The sequence below is a fragment of the Novosphingobium sp. 9 genome, assembly GCF_025340265.1.
Taxonomy (GTDB): Bacteria; Pseudomonadota; Alphaproteobacteria; order Sphingomonadales; family Sphingomonadaceae; genus Novosphingobium.
On record NZ_CP022707.1, the window covers coordinates 703,225 to 720,827 of the forward strand.

The 17,603-nt window shown below is 65.6% G+C and carries 18 protein-coding genes; 11 read left to right on the plus strand and 7 right to left on the minus strand.

Translation table 11 applies throughout. From position 1 onward, the window contains the following. The first annotated feature begins 174 nt into the window (after nt 1–174). Together CI805_RS03455 and CI805_RS03460 are read left to right on the plus strand one after the other, a co-directional pair. Nucleotides 175–1,980 (plus strand): AMP-dependent synthetase/ligase, encoded by a 1,806-nt coding sequence (locus tag CI805_RS03455; protein WP_260926291.1) that lies wholly within the window; start codon nt 175–177, stop codon nt 1,978–1,980. A 125-nt stretch (nt 1,981–2,105) separates the two neighbouring features. Continuing rightward, nucleotides 2,106–3,224: a putative zinc-binding metallopeptidase gene (locus CI805_RS03460; RefSeq protein ID WP_260926292.1), complete on the plus strand. Its 1,119-nt coding sequence runs from the start codon at nt 2,106–2,108 to the stop codon at nt 3,222–3,224. Nucleotides 3,225–3,411: 187 nt separating this feature from the next. Here the strand turns inward: CI805_RS03460 and CI805_RS03465 are convergent, their stop codons facing one another. The 4 genes from CI805_RS03465 to CI805_RS03480 all read right to left on the minus strand — a co-directional run bounded on the left by CI805_RS03465 (nt 3,412) and on the right by CI805_RS03480 (nt 5,756). Beyond that, nucleotides 3,412–3,939, minus strand: a complete 528-nt coding sequence (locus CI805_RS03465) for a hypothetical protein (protein WP_260926294.1) — start codon at nt 3,937–3,939, stop codon at nt 3,412–3,414. Nucleotides 3,940–4,204: 265 nt separating this feature from the next. After that, on the minus strand, nt 4,205–5,002 hold the full coding sequence (locus CI805_RS03470) for a bifunctional sulfur carrier protein/thiazole synthase protein (protein WP_260926296.1): 798 nt from the start codon (nt 5,000–5,002) through the stop codon (nt 4,205–4,207). A 58-nt stretch (nt 5,003–5,060) separates the two neighbouring features. Beyond that, a complete protein-coding gene (gene thiS / locus CI805_RS21050; protein WP_260926298.1) occupies nt 5,061–5,285 on the minus strand; it encodes a sulfur carrier protein ThiS in 225 nt (74 codons plus the stop codon). Nucleotides 5,286–5,384: 99 nt separating this feature from the next. Continuing rightward, entirely contained in the window at nt 5,385–5,756 is a 372-nt protein-coding gene (locus CI805_RS03480) for a MerC domain-containing protein (RefSeq protein WP_260926300.1), read from the minus strand. A gap of 166 nt (nt 5,757–5,922) precedes the next feature. On the opposite strand from CI805_RS03480, the gene CI805_RS03485 reads away from it, so the two are divergent. The 5 genes from CI805_RS03485 (at nt 5,923) to glgX (ending at nt 11,014) form a co-directional block, all read left to right on the plus strand. Next, complete coding sequence (locus CI805_RS03485) at nt 5,923–7,011, plus strand: COX15/CtaA family protein (RefSeq protein ID WP_409934927.1); 1,089 nt, start codon at nt 5,923–5,925, stop codon at nt 7,009–7,011. Next, nucleotides 7,008–7,343, plus strand: coding sequence for a divalent-cation tolerance protein CutA (gene cutA / locus CI805_RS03490; protein WP_260926304.1), 336 nt, complete (start codon nt 7,008–7,010; stop codon nt 7,341–7,343). The genes CI805_RS03485 and cutA overlap by 4 nt, the downstream gene beginning before the upstream one ends. 156 nt (nt 7,344–7,499) lie before the next feature. Then, the gene (gene rplM, locus CI805_RS03495; RefSeq protein ID WP_260926306.1) at nt 7,500–7,979 is read left to right on the plus strand and encodes a 50S ribosomal protein L13; all 480 of its coding nucleotides are present in this window, start codon (nt 7,500–7,502) and stop codon (nt 7,977–7,979) included. Next, nucleotides 7,979–8,497: a 30S ribosomal protein S9 gene (gene rpsI, locus CI805_RS03500; RefSeq protein ID WP_260926308.1), complete on the plus strand. Its 519-nt coding sequence runs from the start codon at nt 7,979–7,981 to the stop codon at nt 8,495–8,497. The genes rplM and rpsI overlap by 1 nt, the downstream gene beginning before the upstream one ends. Nucleotides 8,498–8,905: 408 nt before the next feature. Then, nucleotides 8,906–11,014 (plus strand): glycogen debranching protein GlgX, encoded by a 2,109-nt coding sequence (gene glgX / locus CI805_RS03505; protein ID WP_260926310.1) that lies wholly within the window; start codon nt 8,906–8,908, stop codon nt 11,012–11,014. Nucleotides 11,015–11,112: 98 nt separating this feature from the next. Here the strand turns inward: glgX and CI805_RS03510 are convergent, their stop codons facing one another. After that, nucleotides 11,113–11,769: a YitT family protein gene (locus tag CI805_RS03510; RefSeq protein ID WP_260926312.1), complete on the minus strand. Its 657-nt coding sequence runs from the start codon at nt 11,767–11,769 to the stop codon at nt 11,113–11,115. A gap of 213 nt (nt 11,770–11,982) precedes the next feature. On the opposite strand from CI805_RS03510, the gene CI805_RS03515 reads away from it, so the two are divergent. Both CI805_RS03515 and CI805_RS03520 read left to right on the plus strand, forming a co-directional pair. Beyond that, entirely contained in the window at nt 11,983–12,162 is a 180-nt protein-coding gene (locus CI805_RS03515; protein WP_260926314.1) for a hypothetical protein, read from the plus strand. Between the two features lie 75 nt (nt 12,163–12,237). Further along, nucleotides 12,238–14,586 (plus strand): GH92 family glycosyl hydrolase, encoded by a 2,349-nt coding sequence (locus tag CI805_RS03520; protein ID WP_260926316.1) that lies wholly within the window; start codon nt 12,238–12,240, stop codon nt 14,584–14,586. 67 nt (nt 14,587–14,653) lie between these two features. Here the strand turns inward: CI805_RS03520 and galU are convergent, their stop codons facing one another. Next, entirely contained in the window at nt 14,654–15,535 is an 882-nt protein-coding gene (gene galU / locus CI805_RS03525; RefSeq protein ID WP_260926318.1) for a UTP--glucose-1-phosphate uridylyltransferase GalU, read from the minus strand. A 171-nt stretch (nt 15,536–15,706) separates the two neighbouring features. Here galU and murA point away from each other — a divergent pair, with 171 nt between their 5' ends. Together murA and CI805_RS03535 are read left to right on the plus strand one after the other, a co-directional pair. After that, nucleotides 15,707–16,990 carry a UDP-N-acetylglucosamine 1-carboxyvinyltransferase gene (gene murA, locus CI805_RS03530; RefSeq protein WP_260926320.1) on the plus strand — a complete coding sequence of 428 codons (1,284 nt, stop codon included), beginning with the start codon at nt 15,707–15,709 and terminating at the stop codon, nt 16,988–16,990. A gap of 97 nt (nt 16,991–17,087) precedes the next feature. After that, a complete protein-coding gene (locus CI805_RS03535) occupies nt 17,088–17,303 on the plus strand; it encodes a hypothetical protein (RefSeq protein ID WP_260926322.1) in 216 nt (71 codons plus the stop codon). A 58-nt stretch (nt 17,304–17,361) separates the two neighbouring features. Here the strand turns inward: CI805_RS03535 and CI805_RS03540 are convergent, their stop codons facing one another. After that, complete coding sequence (locus CI805_RS03540; RefSeq protein ID WP_260926324.1) at nt 17,362–17,592, minus strand: ribbon-helix-helix domain-containing protein; 231 nt, start codon at nt 17,590–17,592, stop codon at nt 17,362–17,364. Between the last annotated feature and the right edge of the window lie 11 nt (nt 17,593–17,603).

Sequence of the window (17,603 nt, forward strand, 5' to 3'; positions counted from 1 at the left end):
GAACTTCCTGCCGCCCCCTGCATCTCTATAAACGTGCGCCTTTATAAACGCGCACCTCTATCACCGTAACATGACCAGGGCACTGTTTGCCCAACCGGCCTGCTTGTGGGCCGCCTCTCCCGCGCCTAGAGCGGTGTGTGGAGAGGATGCCGATAAAAGGATAACGGGATCGCCATGAAGATTGCCGACTTGGACGAGTGCCCCAACCTCGTCTCGCTGTTCCTGTCGCGCGCCGATGCGCTGGACGAGGAGCCGATGCTGTGGACCAAACAGGACGGCGAATGGCACGCGCTGAGCTGGCGCGAGGCCGCGCGCCGCGTCTGCACGATGGCGGCGGCGATCCGGCGGCTGGGCATCATGCCCGGCGAGCGCGTGGTGATCGTCTCGGAAAACCGGCCCGAGTGGTGTCTGGCGGACCTTGCGATCATGGCGGCGGGCTGCATCACCGTGCCCACCTACACCACCAATACGGTGCGCGATCACGTCCATATCCTTGAAAACTCGGGCGCCAGTGCGGCGATCTGCTCGACCGCGAAGCTGGCCAAGACGCTGCGCGCGGCGATCGACCAGACCGACCTGTGCCGCCACCTGATCGGCATGGAGACGCTGGCGCCGGCTCAGGGCGGCTCGGTTCTGGTGCATGACTGGCAGGAACTGCTGGAGGGCGATTACCAGTCCGCCCGCGCCGAAGTGGAGGCGACGATCGCCGGGATCGGGCGCAAGGATCTGGCCTGCATCATCTACACCAGCGGCACCGGCGGGGCGCCGCGCGGGGTGTGTCAGCACCACGGCATGATTCTGGCGAACGTCGCCGGAGCAGGCGCGATCATCGACGAGGACTTCGGCCTTTCGCAGCCGGAAATCTTCCTCTCGTTCCTGCCGCTCAGCCATGCCTACGAACATACCGGCGGGCAGTTCCTGCCGATCGCGGTGGGCGGGCAGATCTATTACTGCGAAGGGCTGGACAAGCTGGCGGCCAATCTGGAGGAGGTAGGCCCGACCGTGATGGTCGTGGTGCCGCGCCTGTTCGAGGTGCTGCGCGCGCGGATCATCAAGCAGATCGACAAGCAGGGCGGCCTTGCCAAGAAGCTGATGCAGGCTGCCGTGGGCGCCGCGCTGCGCCGCGAACAGGGCCGCACGACGCTGGCCGACCGGCTGCTCGATCCGGTGATCGAGCGCACGCTGCGCCCCAAGGTGCGCAAGCGCTTCGGCGGGCGTAACAAGGCGCTGGTTTCGGGCGGCGCGCCGCTCAATCCCGAGATCGGCGCGTTCTTCGGCGGCATGGGGCTGACGCTTTTGCAGGGCTATGGCCAGACCGAGGCGGGGCCGGTGATCTCGTGCAACCGCCCGCGTGCAGGCGTGAAGTTCGACACCGTAGGCCCGGCGCTGCGCGGCGTGGACGTGAAGATCGCCGAGGATGGCGAAATTCTCGTACGCGGCGAACTGGTCATGTTCGGCTACTGGCAGAACAGCGCCGCGACGGCAGCGGCGCTCAAGGATGGCTGGCTGCAAACTGGCGACATCGGCCATATCGACGAGCGCGGGCGCATCGTCATCACCGATCGCAAGAAGGACATGATCGTCAACGACAAGGGCGACAACGTCTCTCCGCAGAAGGTCGAATCGATGCTGACGCTTCAGCCCGAGATCGCGCAGGCGATGGTCAGTGGTGACCGGCGGCCTTACGTGGTCGGCCTGATCGTGCCCGATGCCGAATGGGCCGAGGCCTGGGCGGCGGAGCATGGCGAGAGCGGAACTGTGGCGCAGTTGCAGGAGCTTGCGCCGTTCCGCGCGGCAGTGCGCAGCGCCATCGACCGGGTCAACGCCGACCTCTCGGTGATCGAGAAAGTGCGCCAGTTCACGTTCGCGGACGAGGCGTTCTCTATCGAGAACGAGGAAATGACCCCCAGCCTCAAGATCCGCCGCCACAAGCTGCGCGAACGCTACGGCGACCGGGTGGATGCGCTCTATCGCAGCTGATTGAGACCGGTGCCGCCCAAATTCGGCGGCGCCGAATTTCAACATACGCCCCTGAAAGGAACGCAGCGGGCCTTTCCGCGTTGAGCGAAGCGCTAGTTCGTCACTCGACAGGAAGGCCCGTTTCGATGCGCTCGTTCGCCTGCCCCAACTGCCAGCGGCTCAACCATTTCGAAGTCCGCGTCTGCCCCGGCTGCAACGCGACGCTGGGCTATGATCCTGCGATCGACGCCTTCCGTTTCCTGGCCGATGACGCGACCGTCTGGCGCGATGCGCAAGGGGGCGTGGGCGAGGTCGTCGTCTGCGCCAACAACAATGCCTATGCGATCTGCAACTGGCTGGTCGCCGAGCATGACGATACGCAGATGTGTCTTGCCTGCCGCCATAACCGCACCATTCCCGATCAGTCGCAGCCCTCGGTCCCGCCGCGCTGGGCGAAGATCGAGGAGGCCAAGCGACGGATGTTCCACACGCTGCTCAAGCTCGGCCTGCCGCTGGAGACCAAGCTCGACGAAACCTCGGGCCGCACGGTGCAGGGGTTGGCCTTCGATTTCCTCTACGATCCGGCGGCGGAGGAGGCGGGCACCCCGCAGGTGATGACCGGCCACGATGGCGGGCTGGTCACATTGAACCTGATCGAGGCCGACGATGCCGAGCGCGAGCGTATCCGCCACGCCATGGGCGAGCCGTACCGCACGCTGCTGGGCCACTTCCGGCACGAGGTGGGCCATCATTACTGGTCGCGGCTGGTCGAGCACGATCCGGAGGAACTGGCGGCCTTCCGCGCGCTGTTCGGCGACGAGACGGTCGATTACGAATCGAGCCTCAATTCGCACTATGGGGATGGCGGCACGGTGTGGACCACCGATTACGTCAGCGCTTATGCGACGATGCACCCGTGGGAGGATTTTGCCGAGACCTTCGCGCATTACCTGCACATCGTCGACGTGCTGGCGACGGCGGAGGGCTTCCACCTGCACCTGAGCGGACTGTCGGGCGAAGGGGCCGCGGGCGATGGCGAAGTGGAGGTCGATTTCGATCCCTACACCGCGCCCACAGCGGCGCTCGCCGGGCAGATGGCGCCGCTGTCGTTCGCGATGAACGCGATCAACCGTTCGATGGGACAGCCGGATTTGTATCCGTTCCACCTGTCGGACGCGATCGTGGCGAAGCTGGACTACGTCAACCGGCTGGTGGCCAGGGCGCGGGCGAGCGAGAGTGCGCAGGCCGTTGCCGAGCCCGTGTGAAGATGGGCCGGTTTGAAGAGGTGAGAGGAGAGGGGCGCGCGGCGCGTCAGCGGATGCGCGCCCCCAACGGATCAAGGTCTTAGAGCGGTTTCCTATCCAGTCGCACTGGATCAACCGCTCTAAGCTTCTGATTTACCGCATTTTCCGAGTCATCAGGTGATTCCACCTGATTAGAAAATGCTCTAGATCAGGCGACTTCCTTCTCGATCCATTCGGGATAGAACTTTGGTTCGCGGCCCGACCAGCCCTGCGCCATCGCGGCGGCTTCGCTGATCGAATGGAGCAGCAGGCGGCGGCGTTCCGGGCGGATCAGCGGCAGCGCGGCGGCGCCGCAGAAGGCGCTCGGCAGCCACGGGCGCGACCAGGCGCCGAGCAGCCGCTCGTAGAGGAAGCGGAAGGCGCTGAACGAATCGAGCCGCTCCTGCGCCAGATCGAAGGCGGCCATGCGGATCAGCGGGCCGAGGAAATCCTCGACGCCGTCGAGGCCCGCCTCTTCGGGATGGAGCGCGCGCAGCACGTCGATGCTGCGGTAGATCTCGTACTGCTCGCGGATGGAGACCATCTCTCCGGCATCGCGGGCCCAGCGCTTGTAGGTGTCCGGCTTGCCGAGCGCCACGTCGAGGCTGCGCCGGATATAGCGCTGCTCCGCAGGCGCGAAGCTGGCGAACTCGCGCAGTTCGCTGATGGTGACGGTTGCCGTGCCCTTGGTGGCCATGGTCGTATCTCCCTGCGACTCGAAAGGCTGATGCCCTTTCGCATAGAGAGAAAAGCACTTTTCCGCTTTCTGTTCCATTAACTATGCAATGCTTTGTTTCCCGATTTGCGACGAACGGGAAATTAAGAAATCAGAAAGGATGTGTCCTGAGTTGGATTCGTGCGCGCTGGAGAGGCGGTGCCTCCTGACGCGCGCAGAAGCTGGATCCCCGCCTGCGCGGGGGTGACGAAACAGGGATAGGATGGGGGAGGGGGAAGAATCCCCCTCAGATAAGCCCGGCCAGCGGGCTCGACGGATCGGCGTACTTGCGCGTGGGCATGCGGCCCGCAAGATAGGCATCGCGCCCGCCCTGCACCGCCAGCTTCATCGCGCGGGCCATGCGGATCGGGTCCTTGGCCTCGGCGATGGCAGTGTTCATCAGCACGCCGTCGCAGCCCAGTTCCATCGCCACGGCTGCTTCGGACGCGGTGCCCACGCCCGCATCGACCAGCACCGGCACCTTGGCGCCCTCGACGATCAGGCGCACCGTCACCTTGTTCTGGATGCCGAGGCCCGAGCCGATCGGCGCGCCCAGCGGCATCACCGCGACGGCGCCGCAGTCCTCAAGCTGCTTCGCGGCAATCGGATCGTCGACGCAGTAGACCATCGGCAGGAAACCTTCCTTGGCGAGGATCTCGGTCGCCTTCAGCGTCTCGCGCATGTCGGGATAGAGCGTGCGCGCCTCGCCCAGCACTTCCAGCTTCACCAGATCCCAGCCGCCCGCCTCGCGCGCGAGGCGCAGCGTGCGGATGGCATCGTCGGCGGTGAAGCAGCCGGCGGTGTTGGGCAGATAGGTGATCTTCTTCGGGTCGATGAAGTCGGTCAGCATCGGCGCCTTGGGGTCCGACACATTGACGCGGCGCACGGCGACCGTGACGATCTCCGCGCCCGAGGCTTCCACCGCCGCCGCATTCTGCGCGAAGTCCTTGTACTTTCCGGTGCCCACGATCAGGCGCGAGGTGAAGGTACGACCGGCGACAGTCCAGGTGTCCGGCGTCGAGGTATCAGCAGCAGTATCGGTCACGGGGGCGCATCCTTTCGGGGGGAGCGTGAATATAGAGGTAATTTTCGGAGCGGGGGCGTCAGCCGCCGCCGACGAAGTGGACGATCTCCAGCACGTCACCGTCGGTCAGCGCGATCTCGCCGAGCAGCGAGCGCGGGGCGATCTCGGCATTGCGCTCCACCGCGACCTTGGCGGGATCGAGGCCGATCTCGGCCACGAGGTCGGCGATGGTCGATCCGGCAGCAATGCGGCGCGGCTCGCCATTGACGGTCAGCGAAAGCGAAACGGGAGTATTCTCGGCCATGCAGGCCAGATAGCGGTCCCTGCGGGTTTGAGAATACCCTGTGTGGGGAATTTTAGGAGAAGTGCGCCTGTGGGCAAGCGGTCTTCCCCGGTCTCTCTATCAATGCCCGGCGTGGAGGTTGCGGATATGCGCGAAGGCGACGAGCACCACGCCCGAAACCGTGAACAGCCCTTCTTCCAGCCCGTGGCCGACGAACAGCGCCGTGGTCATCAGCGCAAGGCCCGCCGCACCGATCGCCAGCGGCAGGCGCTGGCCATGGCGATACGCACCGAAACCAAGCCCGATCCCGGCGATCATGACCGCAAGCGCAAGGCCGACATGATGGATCTCGGGCGAGAGCAGCACGCCGCCGCCGATCCCCAGCACGCCCACCAGCAGCGCAGTCAGCATGCAGTGCACCGCGCACAAGCCGCTGAGCACAATGCCGAGGCGGTCGAAGCGGTGGCGGAAGGAGGCGATGGCGTTACGCATGAAAGGGCTAATATGTTACGTTGTAACATCATGCAAGAGCGGCCGCTCGCCTGCCGGTCTTGTGCCGTGCTCGGCCTGTCCCGACCTTGGGACGGGCACGTCCGGTCGCATCCCCGGTCAATGTGTCTCTTGCACAACAGGTCGTAAACTATCAGGGATGGCCGGCATGAAGGCACCTTCCCGCAAAGCCCGGCCGAGTCACGCGCTGATCGGCACTGTCGACGATACCCGGCCGATGGCCCGCTGGCTGCTGATCGTGGCCTGCCTCGTCATCATGATCGTGTGTGTGGGCGGTATCACCCGCCTGACCGAATCGGGCCTCTCGATCACCGAGTGGAAGCCGGTGACGGGCGCGATCCCGCCGCTGACCGATGCGCAGTGGCAGATCGAGTTCGCGCGCTACAAGCACATCCCCCAGTATATCGACGTCAACGGCCCGGCGGGCATGACGCTGTCGCAGTACAAGGGTATCTATTTCTGGGAGTGGTTCCACCGCCTGCTCGGCCGCGTGATCGGCATGGCGATGGTGCTGCCGCTGGCGTGGTTCTGGATTCGCCGCACGATCCCGCTGGGTTATCGTCCGCGTCTGGTCGCGCTGACCGCGCTGATCGGTCTGCAGGGCACGATCGGCTGGCTGATGGTGCATTCGGGGCTGACGCCTGACGCGCAGGACCGGGTGAGCCACTACTGGCTCGCCGCGCACCTGATCACCGCGCTGTTCACGCTGGGCGGCCTCGTGTGGACCGCGCTCGATCTGCGGGCGCTGGGCGCGGAGGGCGATCCGCCCGCCAGACTGACCCGCTTCGGTGCGCTCGCACTGGTGGCGCTGGCGATGCAGATATTCATGGGCGCGATGGTGGCGGGTCTGCGCGCGGGTTATGTCGCCGGTTCCGGCTGGTTCCATGTCGACGCCTGGCCACTGATGCAGGGCAGCTTCTTCCCCGATGGCGTCGACTGGACGGGTGGGCTGTTCCACGCGCTGTTCGACGATCTCTACCTTACCCACTTCGTCCACCGCTGGTGGGCCTGGGTGGTGGTGGCCATCCTGATCGCGATGGGACGCCGCCTGAAGGCCGCTCGCCGCCGCGAGGTGAGCTTTACGCTGCACTGCGCCTTCGGATTGCAGGTGGTGCTGGGGATCAGCACGGTGTGGTCGGGCGTGTCGATCCCGATCGCGGTCGCGCATCAGGTCTGCGCCGCGCTGCTGGTCTGCGCCACCACCTGGGGCGCGCATGCGCTGGGGCGCCGCCGTTGAGCGAAAGGGCCGATGCCTCCGGGCAGGGTGCGCTGATCTGGTGCCCGTTTCCGGACGAGGCCTCGGCACTGGCGGTGATCGACACGCTGCTCGACGAAGGCCTCGTCGCCTGCGGCAACGTGCTCCCGGCGATGACGTCGCGCTTCGTGTGGAACGGGATGAAGGATCAGGCCGCCGAGAAGGGCGTGCTGTTCAAGACCCGTGCCGCCCTGCTGGAGAGCGCGGTGGCCCGGATTTCCGCGCTCCATCCTTACGAGACGCCCGCCGTGCTCGGCTGGCGCTGTGACGCCGCCACGCCCGCGACGCTGGCGTGGCTGAATAGCCTCGGATAACGTAGAGGTATCATTTTACCTCTCTGGAAACCCGCGCCTGCCTTGACTTGGCGAGGGATTTCGACGATTGGGCGCGCCTTCCCACGCGCCGCTCGGGAGATTCGCCTTTTGATGGTCGATCGTTCAGCAGCGCGCTCGAACAAGGATTGACCTGCCATGAAGGCGCTCACGAAGGTCACCCGGTCGATCAAGCCGGCCGAGGTGGAAAAGAAGTGGCATCTGATCGATGCCGAAAATCTGGTGGTTGGCCGTCTGGCCGTCATCGTTGCCGACCTGCTGCGCGGCAAGCACAAGCCCAGCTTCACCCCGCACGTTGATTGCGGCGACCACGTCGTCATCATCAACGCCGAGAAGGTGCGCTTCACGGGCAACAAGCTCAAGCAGCAGACCTACTACAAGCACACCGGTTATGCCGGCGGCATCAAGGAAATCACCGCGGACAAGGTTCTCGCCGGTCGTTTCCCCGAGCGCGTGCTCGAGAAGGCTGTCGAGCGTATGATCCCGCGTGGCCCGCTTGGCCGTGACCAGATGCGCGCCCTGCACATCTACGCCGGCACCGAGCACCCGCACGGTGGCACCCAGCCCGAAGCGCTCGACGTAGCTTCGATGAACCGCAAGAACAAGGTGGGCGCATAATGTCTGAGACCGAAACCGTTCAGAGCCTGTCGGACCTCGCAGACATCGCCGGCAACGTTGCTGCCGCCGAGTCGACCGAGACCCCCGTGTTCGTTTCCAACGCGCCGCTGCGCGAGCAGGAAATCGACGCGCAGGGCCGCGCCTACGCCACCGGCCGCCGCAAGGATGCCGTGGCTCGCGTGTGGCTGAAGCCCGGCACCGGCAAGATCATCGTCAATGGCCGTGATCAGGAAGTCTACTTCGCCCGTCCGACCCTGCGTCTGGTGATCAACCAGACCTTCCAGGTCGCTGGCCGCGAAGACCAGTACGACGTCGTCGCCACCGTCAAGGGTGGTGGTCTCTCGGGCCAGGCCGGCGCTGTGAAGCACGGTATCGCCCAGGCCCTCGCCAAGTACGAGCCCGCCCTGCGCGCCGCCGTCAAGGCCGCCGGCTTCCTGACCCGCGACAGCCGCGTTGTCGAGCGTAAGAAGTACGGCCGTGCGAAGGCACGCCGCAGCTTCCAGTTCTCGAAGCGCTGATATTTTCCGGTTCTCGGCCTGCTCTTGCGGCGGGCCGGATCGGAAGAAAAAAGACGGCCCCCGGTTCGCCCGGCGGGCCGTTTTTCTTTGCCTGTTGTGCAGGAAATCGAGGGCAGTCCATATAGCCCTCTCCCCTTGAGGGGAGAGGGTTGGGAGAGGGGCCTTCCCCAAAGATCACACTCTTGTGGAGGCACGCCCCCCTCTCAACTGCGCCTAGGCAGCAAGCTGCCAAGGCTGCGTATCTCTCCCCTGAAGGGGAGAGAGAAATGGCGGTTTTGACGAAGGGCTGGAACGCCACCGCTCCTGCCGAGTTTGCAGTGCAGCATGTCGTGGGCAGCATGTTCCGGGGGCGGGAGGACGTATCCTCACCTGCGCATGGAATCGTGATGCCCTTCGCAGGAGGCCGTGATGTCGTCTTCGTCCCCGTTCGCTTTTGCTCGTCCCGAACGCATCCGCGCCGAACTCGGCGCCGAATTCACCGGGGAGGGGACGCACTTCGCGGTCTTTTCCGAAAATGCCGAGGCGATGGAACTGTGCCTGTTCTCGCCCGACGGCACCGAGGAAGTGGCGCGGCTGGAACTGCCTTCGCGCGAGGGCTCGATCTTCTCGGGCTATCTGCCCGGTGTGCGTCCCGGCCAGCTCTACGGCTACCGCGCCCATGGCGCCTACGAGCCCGAGCGGGGGCATCGCTTCAATCCCAACAAGCTGCTGCTCGATCCCTATGCGCGCGAGATCGCGGGACAGATCCGCTGGGACGATGCGCTGTGGGGCTATGACCTTGCGAGCGGTGACGACCTGACCTTCGATGCCCGCGATTCCGCGCCCTTCATGGTCAAGGGCCGGGTGCAGGACCCGGATTTCGACTGGGAGGGCGATCAGGCCATTGCCCGCCCATGGACCGAGACGGTGCTGTGCGAGGCGCATGTGAAGGGCCTCACCATGCTCCACCCCGATGTGCCCGAGGCGCTGCGCGGCACCTATGAGGGCATGGTCTGCGAGCCGGTGCTCGACCACCTGCGGCGGCTGGGCGTGACGGCGGTGGAACTGCTGCCGTGCCAGTTCTTCCTCGATGATCGCCAGCTGCTCGACAAGGGGCTGTCGAACTACTGGGGCTATCAGAGCCTCGGCTACTTCGCGCCCGAGCCGCGCTATCTGCGCACCGGCGATACCGCGCCCGGCGCCATCCGCCAATTCAAGGACATGGTGAAGCGGTTCCACAAGGCGGGGATCGAGGTGATCATGGACGTGGTCTACAACCACACCGCCGAAGGATCGGAGCGCGGGCCGACGCTGGGCTTCCGCGGGCTCGATAACGCCGCCTACTACATGCTCAGCCCCGAGAACCCGCGCTATTCGTTCGACCAGACGGGCACCGGGAATACGCTGTCGGTCGCCCATCCGATGGTGCTGCGCATGGTGCTCGATTCGCTGCGCTACTGGGTGCAGGTGATGCATGTCGACGGGTTCCGCTTCGACCTTGCCTCGACGCTGGGGCGCGAGGCGACCGGGTTCGATCGCGAGGGCGGGTTCTTCGATGCGATCCGGCAGGACCCGATTCTGGCGGGCGTGAAGCTGATCGCCGAGCCGTGGGACGTCGGCCTTGGCGGCTATCAGGTCGGCGGTTTTCCGCATCCGTTCCGCGAATGGAACGACAAGTTCCGCGATACCGTGCGCGGCTTCTGGCGCGGCGACGAGGCGCTGGTCGGCCCGCTCGCCAACGTGCTGGTCGGCTCGCCGCAGCAGTTCAACCATTCGGATCGCGGCGCGACCGCCTCGATCAACTTCCTCGCCGCGCACGACGGTTTCACGCTGATGGACACCGTCTCGTACAATGATCGCCACAACGAGGCGAACGGCGAGGGCGGGGCGGACGGCCACGACAACAACCTGTCGGACAACATGGGCGCCGAAGGACCGACCGAGGACGAGGGCGTGAACGCCGCCCGCGCGCGCCGTCGCCGGGCGATGATCGCGACGCTGCTGGTCTCGCAGGGCGTGCCGATGATGCTGGCGGGCGATGCCATCGGCAACAGCCAGCAGGGCAACAACAACGTCTATTGTCAGGACAACGAGACCGCGTGGATCGACTGGCCGCATCGCGACGATGCTCTGTTCGATTTCTGCAGCGGCATGATCGAGTTGCGCCATGCCCACCCGGTGCTGGCGCAGGACAATTTCCTGCTGGGCGCCAGCAGCGAGGAAGGCCGCGTCGAGATCGCGTGGTTCCAGCCGGACGGGCGCGAAATGACGCCGGAACTGTGGGAGCAGGCCAGCCTGCGGGTTCTCGGCCTGCAACTCGACTATTCCGCGCGCGAGGTGTTCCTGGGCGGTCCGCGTCCGCTGTTCATGGTGCTGAACGCCGGCGACGCGCTGGAATTCACCTTGCCCGAGCGCGAGGGCGGCTGGGTCCGGGTGCTCGATACGGCGGCGGACGACTGCTTTGCCGAGCAGGCGCTGGAGGGTGCGGCAGCAGCGATCCCGGCGCAGGCGCTATGCCTCTTCGCGCCGGGTGCATAATCAAATCACGTCATCCCAGCGCAGGCTGGGATCGGTGTGAGTCTGGTGCGATCTCGATAACGGTCCCAGCTTGCGCTGGGACGACGTGATTATGGAAATCAATGCCCGCTGTAGCGGCCCGGTCGGTGGTTCACGTACATCACTGCGTTGATCGCGGCGGCCGAGAGCAGCGACATCGCCACGCGGCCGGGTCCGATCACGGGGATCGCGCTGCCCAGGATCACCACGTCGAACAGCATCTGCGTGCGGCCCGCGTTCCAGCCGCGCGTCTTGTGGAAGTGCAGCGCGATCACGCCGATCCCGCCGACGCCCGCGCCGTGGCGGGCGAGCGCGAGGATGCCCATGCCGATCAGCGTGCCGGAAAACAGCGCGGCGAAGAACGGGTCGATATGCGAGACGCCCAGATAGCGCGGCACCAGCAGGCCGATCACCATCAGCCCGGTGCTGGCGATCGTGCTCTTGATCGCGAAGGTCAGGTTCACCGCGCGCGCGGCGTAGAGGAAGAACGGCAGGTTGACGATCAGCAGCAGCGTCGTCGGGCTCATCGGCAGCAGGTACGAGAGGATCAGCGCCACGCCCGCCATGCCGCCGGTGACGAGCCCCGCCTGTTTCAGCAGCACCACGCCGACGGCAGTGAAAGTACAGCCGATCAGCATCGCATAGACGTCCTCCGCCATGCTGTGGCGATGGGCCATGGCCTCCTCCACGGCTTCGTGGGTGGCGCTGGGGAAGGCGTCGTGATCGGTCTCGGTCAAGCGTCGTGTCCCGGTTGGAGGAAGTCTGAACGCGCTGTGCAGTGAGTGGATATAAATTTCAAGGTATGGGAATATTATTTCGTTCTCGGAAAGGCGGCAACACCTGTCGCGGCGCAGCATTCCTGCTTATGGACGCCAGTGCAAGACGGGCATTCGCAAGCTGATCGCGGCGCGGCGCAGTTTGTCGCGATGCCGCAGAACAGGACGAAAACCATGGTCGCGATCGGTTGCTTCTTTCCCGTGCTCTTCTTCATCCTCGGCGCGGTGATCGGGGCGATGGTCGGCGGCGACAGCGGCACGATGTGGGGCGCGATCATCGGTACGGTGCTGGGCCTGGCCTGCTGCGGGGCGATGTTCGGGATACTCGCGAAGGCGGCGGGCAAGCGAAAGTAGCGCAAGGTTGGACAGCGGTGGGTTGGACAGCGGTGGGTTGGACAGAGGAGGACGGGCGTGATTTAACCCCCGGCCATGAAACGTCTTTCGCTCGTTGCCACTCTGTTTGCCTGCACCGCACTGGTTGCGGCCCCGTCCATTGCCGATACGCCCACGCAGGACACGTCGGACCCGCTCGCCTCGGTCGATCCGCTGATCGGCACCGGGCCGGACGGCCACACCTTCCCCGGCGCCAGCGCCCCGTTCGGCATGGTCCAGCTCTCGCCCGATACCGACGCGACCTGTCAGGTGCGCGACTGTTATGCCCACGCGGCGGGCTACAGCTATCACGACACCACCATTCAGGGCTTCAGCCACACGCATTTCTCGGGCGCGGGGCACTCGGACCTCGGCGATTTCCTCGTCATGCCCGAGGTCGGCCCGGTGTCTGCCGTGAAGCTCGATCCGGGCAGCGAGAAGAATCCCGCGGGCGGCTATCGCCAGCACTTCTCGCACGATACCGAAGTCGCCAGCCCCGGCTATTACGCGGTGACGCTGGCCGACAGCGGCGTGCGTGCGGAGCTGACGGCGGGCACGCGCGTGGGTGTCCATCGCTATACTTTCCCCAAGGGCACTGAGGCGCACCTGCTGCTCGACATGCGATCGAGCCTCTATGATTATCCCGGCAAGGTCCTGTGGTCCGGCCTGCACCTGCACCCGGACGGCACGCTCACCGGCTTTCGCGAGACGCGCGGCTGGGCGGCGGGGCGCAAGCTGTTCTTCGCGATGCGCTTTTCCGCGCCGCTGACGGACCATGCCTTCCTCGACCGGGACGAGCACGTCGCCTACAAGGGCTTTCAGGGGCCGGGGCGCGGCACCGATGCGCTACCCGAAAAGCTGGGCAAGGCGCTGGAGGCGCGGCTCGATTTCGGCACGCTCGCCAAGCCCTTGGAAGTGCGCGTGGCGCTTTCGGGCGTGGACGAGCAGGGCGCCATCGCCAACCTTGATGCAGAAGGCGCCGATTTCGACACCGTGCGCGCCCGAACGGAGGGGCTGTGGCGCAGCGCGCTCGACCGGGTGAAGATCGACGCGCCCCAGCCGATGCGCACCAACCTCTATACCGCGCTCTATCACAGCCTGCTGGCGCCCTCGGTGTGGAGCGATGCCGACGGGCAGTATCGCGGGCCGGACGATCAGGTTCACCGCGCGAAGGGCTTCACCTTCCGCTCCACCTTCTCGCTGTGGGATACCTTCCGCGCCGAGCACCCGCTGCTGACGCTGATCCAGCCTGCGCAGACGACCGCCGACGTGGTGAATTCGCTGGTCGCCAGCCAGCAGGAGAGCCCTTACGGCATCCTGCCGGTCTGGCAGTTCGCGGGGCGCGAGACCTGGACGATGATCGGCTATCACGCGGTGCCGGTGATAGCGGATGCGTACCTCAAGGGCATGCCCGGCTTTGACGCCGATGCCGCGCTCGATGCGATGGTGAAGAGCGCGACTTACGCGCCCTATGGCGGCCTCGGCTACTACATGAAGCTGGGCTATGTGCCGATCGATAAGGAGCCCGAGGCGGCGTCCAAGACGGTCGAATATGCTTACGATGACTGGACCATCGCGCGCATGGCGCAGAAGGTGGGCCGCAAGGATATCGAGGCCGAGTTCGACAGGCGCGCCGGGTACTGGCGCAACAGCTTCGATGCCAGGACCGGCTGGGTCCGCGCGCGCAAGAGCGACGGGTCTTTCCGCACGCCCTTCGATCCCACCGCGATCAACTATGGTTCGGACTATACCGAGGGCAATGCATGGCAATACAGCTGGTTCGTGCCGCAGGATCAGGCGGGGCTGTTCAAGGCGCTGGGCGGCGACAAAAAGGTCGTCGCCAAGCTCGATGCGATGTTCGACTATGACAATTCGAAGCTCGACTACAGCCATGCCGAGGATATCGCCGGGCTGATTGGCCAGTATATCCACGGCAACGAGCCGAGCCACCACGTCGCCTATCTCTACGACTATGCCGGCGCACCGTGGCGCACGCAGGAGCGGCTCAAGCAGATCGTCGAGAGCCAGTACAAGCCGACGCCGGACGGTCTTTCGGGCAACGACGACCTTGGCCAGATGTCGGCCTGGCTGGTGTTCACCGGCCTCGGTTTCTACCCGGTGACGCCGGGCAGCGGGCAATACGTGATCGGGCGGCCCTTCGTGCGCCATGCCGCCGTGGAACTGCCCAACGGCAAGACCTTCACGGTGGACGTCGATGGCCTGTCGGACGCGAACCGCTACGTCGGGCGGGTAGACCTGAACGGCAAGGCGCTGACCCGCACGTGGATTTCCGATGCGGAAGTACGCGCCGGGGGCACGCTGCACTTCACGATGCAGGCCCAGCCGAACAAGACCTGGGGCACGGCACCCTCCGCGCGGCCCTATTCGTCCTCGACCGCGAAGTAGGCGACACACGAAAAACGGCGCGGGTTTAGCCCCGCGCCGTTTTTGATTCCTGATGTGTGACTAGGCTTTAGTCCAGCATCGTCTTCATCAGCGCGCGCACGTCGTCGCCGAGGTCGGCGCGGTCGAGGGCGACGGCCATCGTCGCTTCGACGAAACCGAGCTTCGAGCCGCAGTCGAAGCGGCGGCCGTTGAAGGTGACGGCGTGGAACGGCTGCTGGCCGATCAGCTTGGCCATCGAATCGGTCAGCTGGATCTCGCCGCCCGCGCCCTTGCCCTGCGTTTCGAGCAGACCCATGACTTCGGGCTGAAGGATATAGCGGCCCGAGACGATCTTGTTCGACGGCGCTTCCTCGACCTTGGGCTTTTCGACGAGGCCCTTCACTTCGGTAAGGTTGCCGCGCACGTCGCCCGGTGCGATCACGCCGTAGCTGGACACGCTTTCATGCGGCACTTCGAGCACCGAGATCAGGTTGCCGCCGACTTCGTCGTAAGCTTCGACCATCTGCTTCATGCAGCCGGGCGAGCCGTACATCATCTCGTCGGGCAGGAAGATCGCGAAAGGCTCGTCACCCACCACGGCGCGCGCGCACCACACCGCGTGGCCAAGGCCCATCGGCACCTGCTGGCGAACGGTGGTGAGATTGCCCGGCGCGATGCGGGTGGGATCGAGCACGTCGAGTGACTTGCCACGCTCGCGCATGGTCGCCTCCAGCTCGAAGGCGGTGTCAAAATGTTCGACGATGGCGGTCTTGCCGCGACCGGTGATGAAGATGAACTCCTCGATCCCCGCCTCGCGCGCCTCGTCGACGGCGTACTGGATCAGCGGGCGATCGACGATCGGCAGCAGTTCCTTGGGGATCGCCTTGGTGGCGGGCAGGAAGCGGGTGCCGAGCCCGGCGACAGGGAACACGGCCTTGCGGACCGGTTTGCGGAAATCCTTGGTACTCATGGATTGGTCGTCGCCTCCTTGGTGCTGGCGGCCAGATTAGATACGGAACACTACAAATGTGCAACGGGCACACAATGCCTTCGGTCGCCCAAAGGTTGCGGGCCGTCTCAATGACACTCTCGCGTCACGCAGCGTCTTGTGACTATCGCGAATACCTTTACATGGCGCTAAATGGACAAGATCATCATCGAAGGCGGCAAGCGCCTTTCCGGCACCATTCCCGTTTCCGGTGCAAAGAACGCCGCGCTCACGCTGCTGCCCTGCGCGCTGCTGACTGATGAGCCGCTGACGCTGCGCAACCTGCCGCGTCTGGCCGACATCGACGGGTTCCAGCACCTGATGAACCAGTTCGGCATTTCCACGGCCATCGCGGGCAGCCGCCCTGAGGACTTCGGCCGGGTGATGACCCTGCAGGCGACGCGGATCACCAGCACCGTCGCGCCCTACGATCTGGTGCGCAAGATGCGCGCCTCGATCCTCGTGCTCGGCCCCATGCTGGCGCGCATGGGCGAGGCGACCGTGTCGCTGCCCGGCGGCTGCGCCATCGGCAATCGCCCGATCGACCTGCACCTCAAGGCGCTGGAAGCGCTGGGCGCGAAGATCGAGATGGCGGCGGGCTACGTGAAGGCCGTGGCGCCCGACGGCGGCCTGCCCGGCGGACGCTATGCCTTCCCGGTGGTCTCGGTCGGCGCGACCGAGAACGCGCTGATGACGGCGGTGCTGTGCAATGGCAAGTCCACGCTGCACAACGCCGCGCGCGAGCCCGAGATCGTTGACCTGTGCAACCTGCTGGTGGCGATGGGCGCGCAGATCGAGGGCATTGGCACGTCCGACCTCACCATCCATGGCGTGCCGCGCCTGCACGGCGCCACCTACATGGTCATGCCGGATCGTATCGAGGCGGGCTCCTACGCCTGCGCGGCGGCGATCACCGGCGGCGAGGTGTTCCTCAAGGGCGCCAAGGTCGAGGACATGGAAGCGACGGTGCAGGCGCTGCGCGACGCAGGCGTGCATGTCGAGCCGGTCGCGGGCGGCATCAAGGTGGCCTCGGACGGCAAGCTGCGTCCGGTCACGCTCTCGACCGCGCCCTATCCGGGCTTCGCCACCGACATGCAGGCCCAACTGATGGCGCTGCTGTGCATGGCCGAAGGCTCCAGCGTGCTGACCGAGACGATCTTCGAGAACCGTTACATGCACGTCCCCGAACTGAACCGCATGGGCGCGCATATCGAAACCAAGGGCCGCACCGCGATCGTCCATGGCGTGAAGCAGATGGTCGGCGCCGAAGTGATGGCGACCGACCTTCGCGCCTCGATGAGCCTGGTGATCGCCGGGCTTGTCGCGCAGGGGCAGACGCAGGTGCATCGCCTCTACCACCTCGATCGCGGGTATGAGCGTCTGGAAGAGAAGCTGGCTCTGGTCGGCGCGCAGATCGAACGCGTCGGCGGGGAATAAAGGGTCTGCCGGGGCGGCATCTTTCCCGCACCGGCAACCAACGGCCCGATGGGCGCGTTCTTCCCGGCAGATATTCACTGCCAAGGAGGATGCACCCATGGGTCTGATCCGTACCGCCGCGCTGGGCGCGGCTGGCTATGCGCTCTACAAGTACCTCAACCGCGACAAGGACGAACTGGCCTTTGCGGGCGGCGATCACCGCCACGTCCGCGATGCCGGGCCGGACAACATGACCGGCAAGCCGAAAGGCTGGAGCAAGGTGGACGAAGCCTCGGACGAGAGCTTTCCGGCCAGCGATCCGCCAGCGTACTGAGGCTCGGCGTAAGCTATAAGAAGGGCGGCGGCTGAAAGGCTTGCCGCCCTTTTTCGTGTCAGCGCTGGTGGAGCATCAGCCAGATGCGGATCGCGCCTGCGAGGCCGGGAGGCACATCGGCTTCCAGCCGTTCCGCGTCGATGCGCGCGACAAGCGCATTCACGGGCACGCCCTCGTGCGAGGCTGCTGTGCGCAACCGGTCCCAGAACACCGGTTCGAGGCTGATCGAGGTCTTGTGTCCGGCGATCTCGACCGAACGCTTGACCGGGGGATGATAGGGCGAGGTCATGACCCTGCTTT

Coding starts and splice junctions, on each gene's coding strand:
- galU (WP_260926318.1), bottom strand. CDS start 15,535: ATGAGTACCAAGGATTTCCGCAAACCGGTCCGCAAGGCCGTGTTCCCT.
- CI805_RS03455 (WP_260926291.1), top strand. CDS start 175: ATGAAGATTGCCGACTTGGACGAGTGCCCCAACCTCGTCTCGCTGTTC.
- CI805_RS03460 (WP_260926292.1), top strand. CDS start 2,106: ATGCGCTCGTTCGCCTGCCCCAACTGCCAGCGGCTCAACCATTTCGAA.
- murA (WP_260926320.1), top strand. CDS start 15,707: ATGGACAAGATCATCATCGAAGGCGGCAAGCGCCTTTCCGGCACCATT.
- CI805_RS03540 (WP_260926324.1), bottom strand. CDS start 17,592: ATGACCTCGCCCTATCATCCCCCGGTCAAGCGTTCGGTCGAGATCGCC.
- rpsI (WP_260926308.1), top strand. CDS start 7,979: ATGTCTGAGACCGAAACCGTTCAGAGCCTGTCGGACCTCGCAGACATC.
- CI805_RS03480 (WP_260926300.1), bottom strand. CDS start 5,756: ATGCGTAACGCCATCGCCTCCTTCCGCCACCGCTTCGACCGCCTCGGC.
- CI805_RS03520 (WP_260926316.1), top strand. CDS start 12,238: ATGAAACGTCTTTCGCTCGTTGCCACTCTGTTTGCCTGCACCGCACTG.
- CI805_RS03465 (WP_260926294.1), bottom strand. CDS start 3,939: ATGGCCACCAAGGGCACGGCAACCGTCACCATCAGCGAACTGCGCGAG.
- thiS (WP_260926298.1), bottom strand. CDS start 5,285: ATGGCCGAGAATACTCCCGTTTCGCTTTCGCTGACCGTCAATGGCGAG.
- CI805_RS03485 (WP_409934927.1), top strand. CDS start 5,923: ATGAAGGCACCTTCCCGCAAAGCCCGGCCGAGTCACGCGCTGATCGGC.
- glgX (WP_260926310.1), top strand. CDS start 8,906: ATGTCGTCTTCGTCCCCGTTCGCTTTTGCTCGTCCCGAACGCATCCGC.
- CI805_RS03535 (WP_260926322.1), top strand. CDS start 17,088: ATGGGTCTGATCCGTACCGCCGCGCTGGGCGCGGCTGGCTATGCGCTC.
- rplM (WP_260926306.1), top strand. CDS start 7,500: ATGAAGGCGCTCACGAAGGTCACCCGGTCGATCAAGCCGGCCGAGGTG.
- CI805_RS03515 (WP_260926314.1), top strand. CDS start 11,983: ATGGTCGCGATCGGTTGCTTCTTTCCCGTGCTCTTCTTCATCCTCGGC.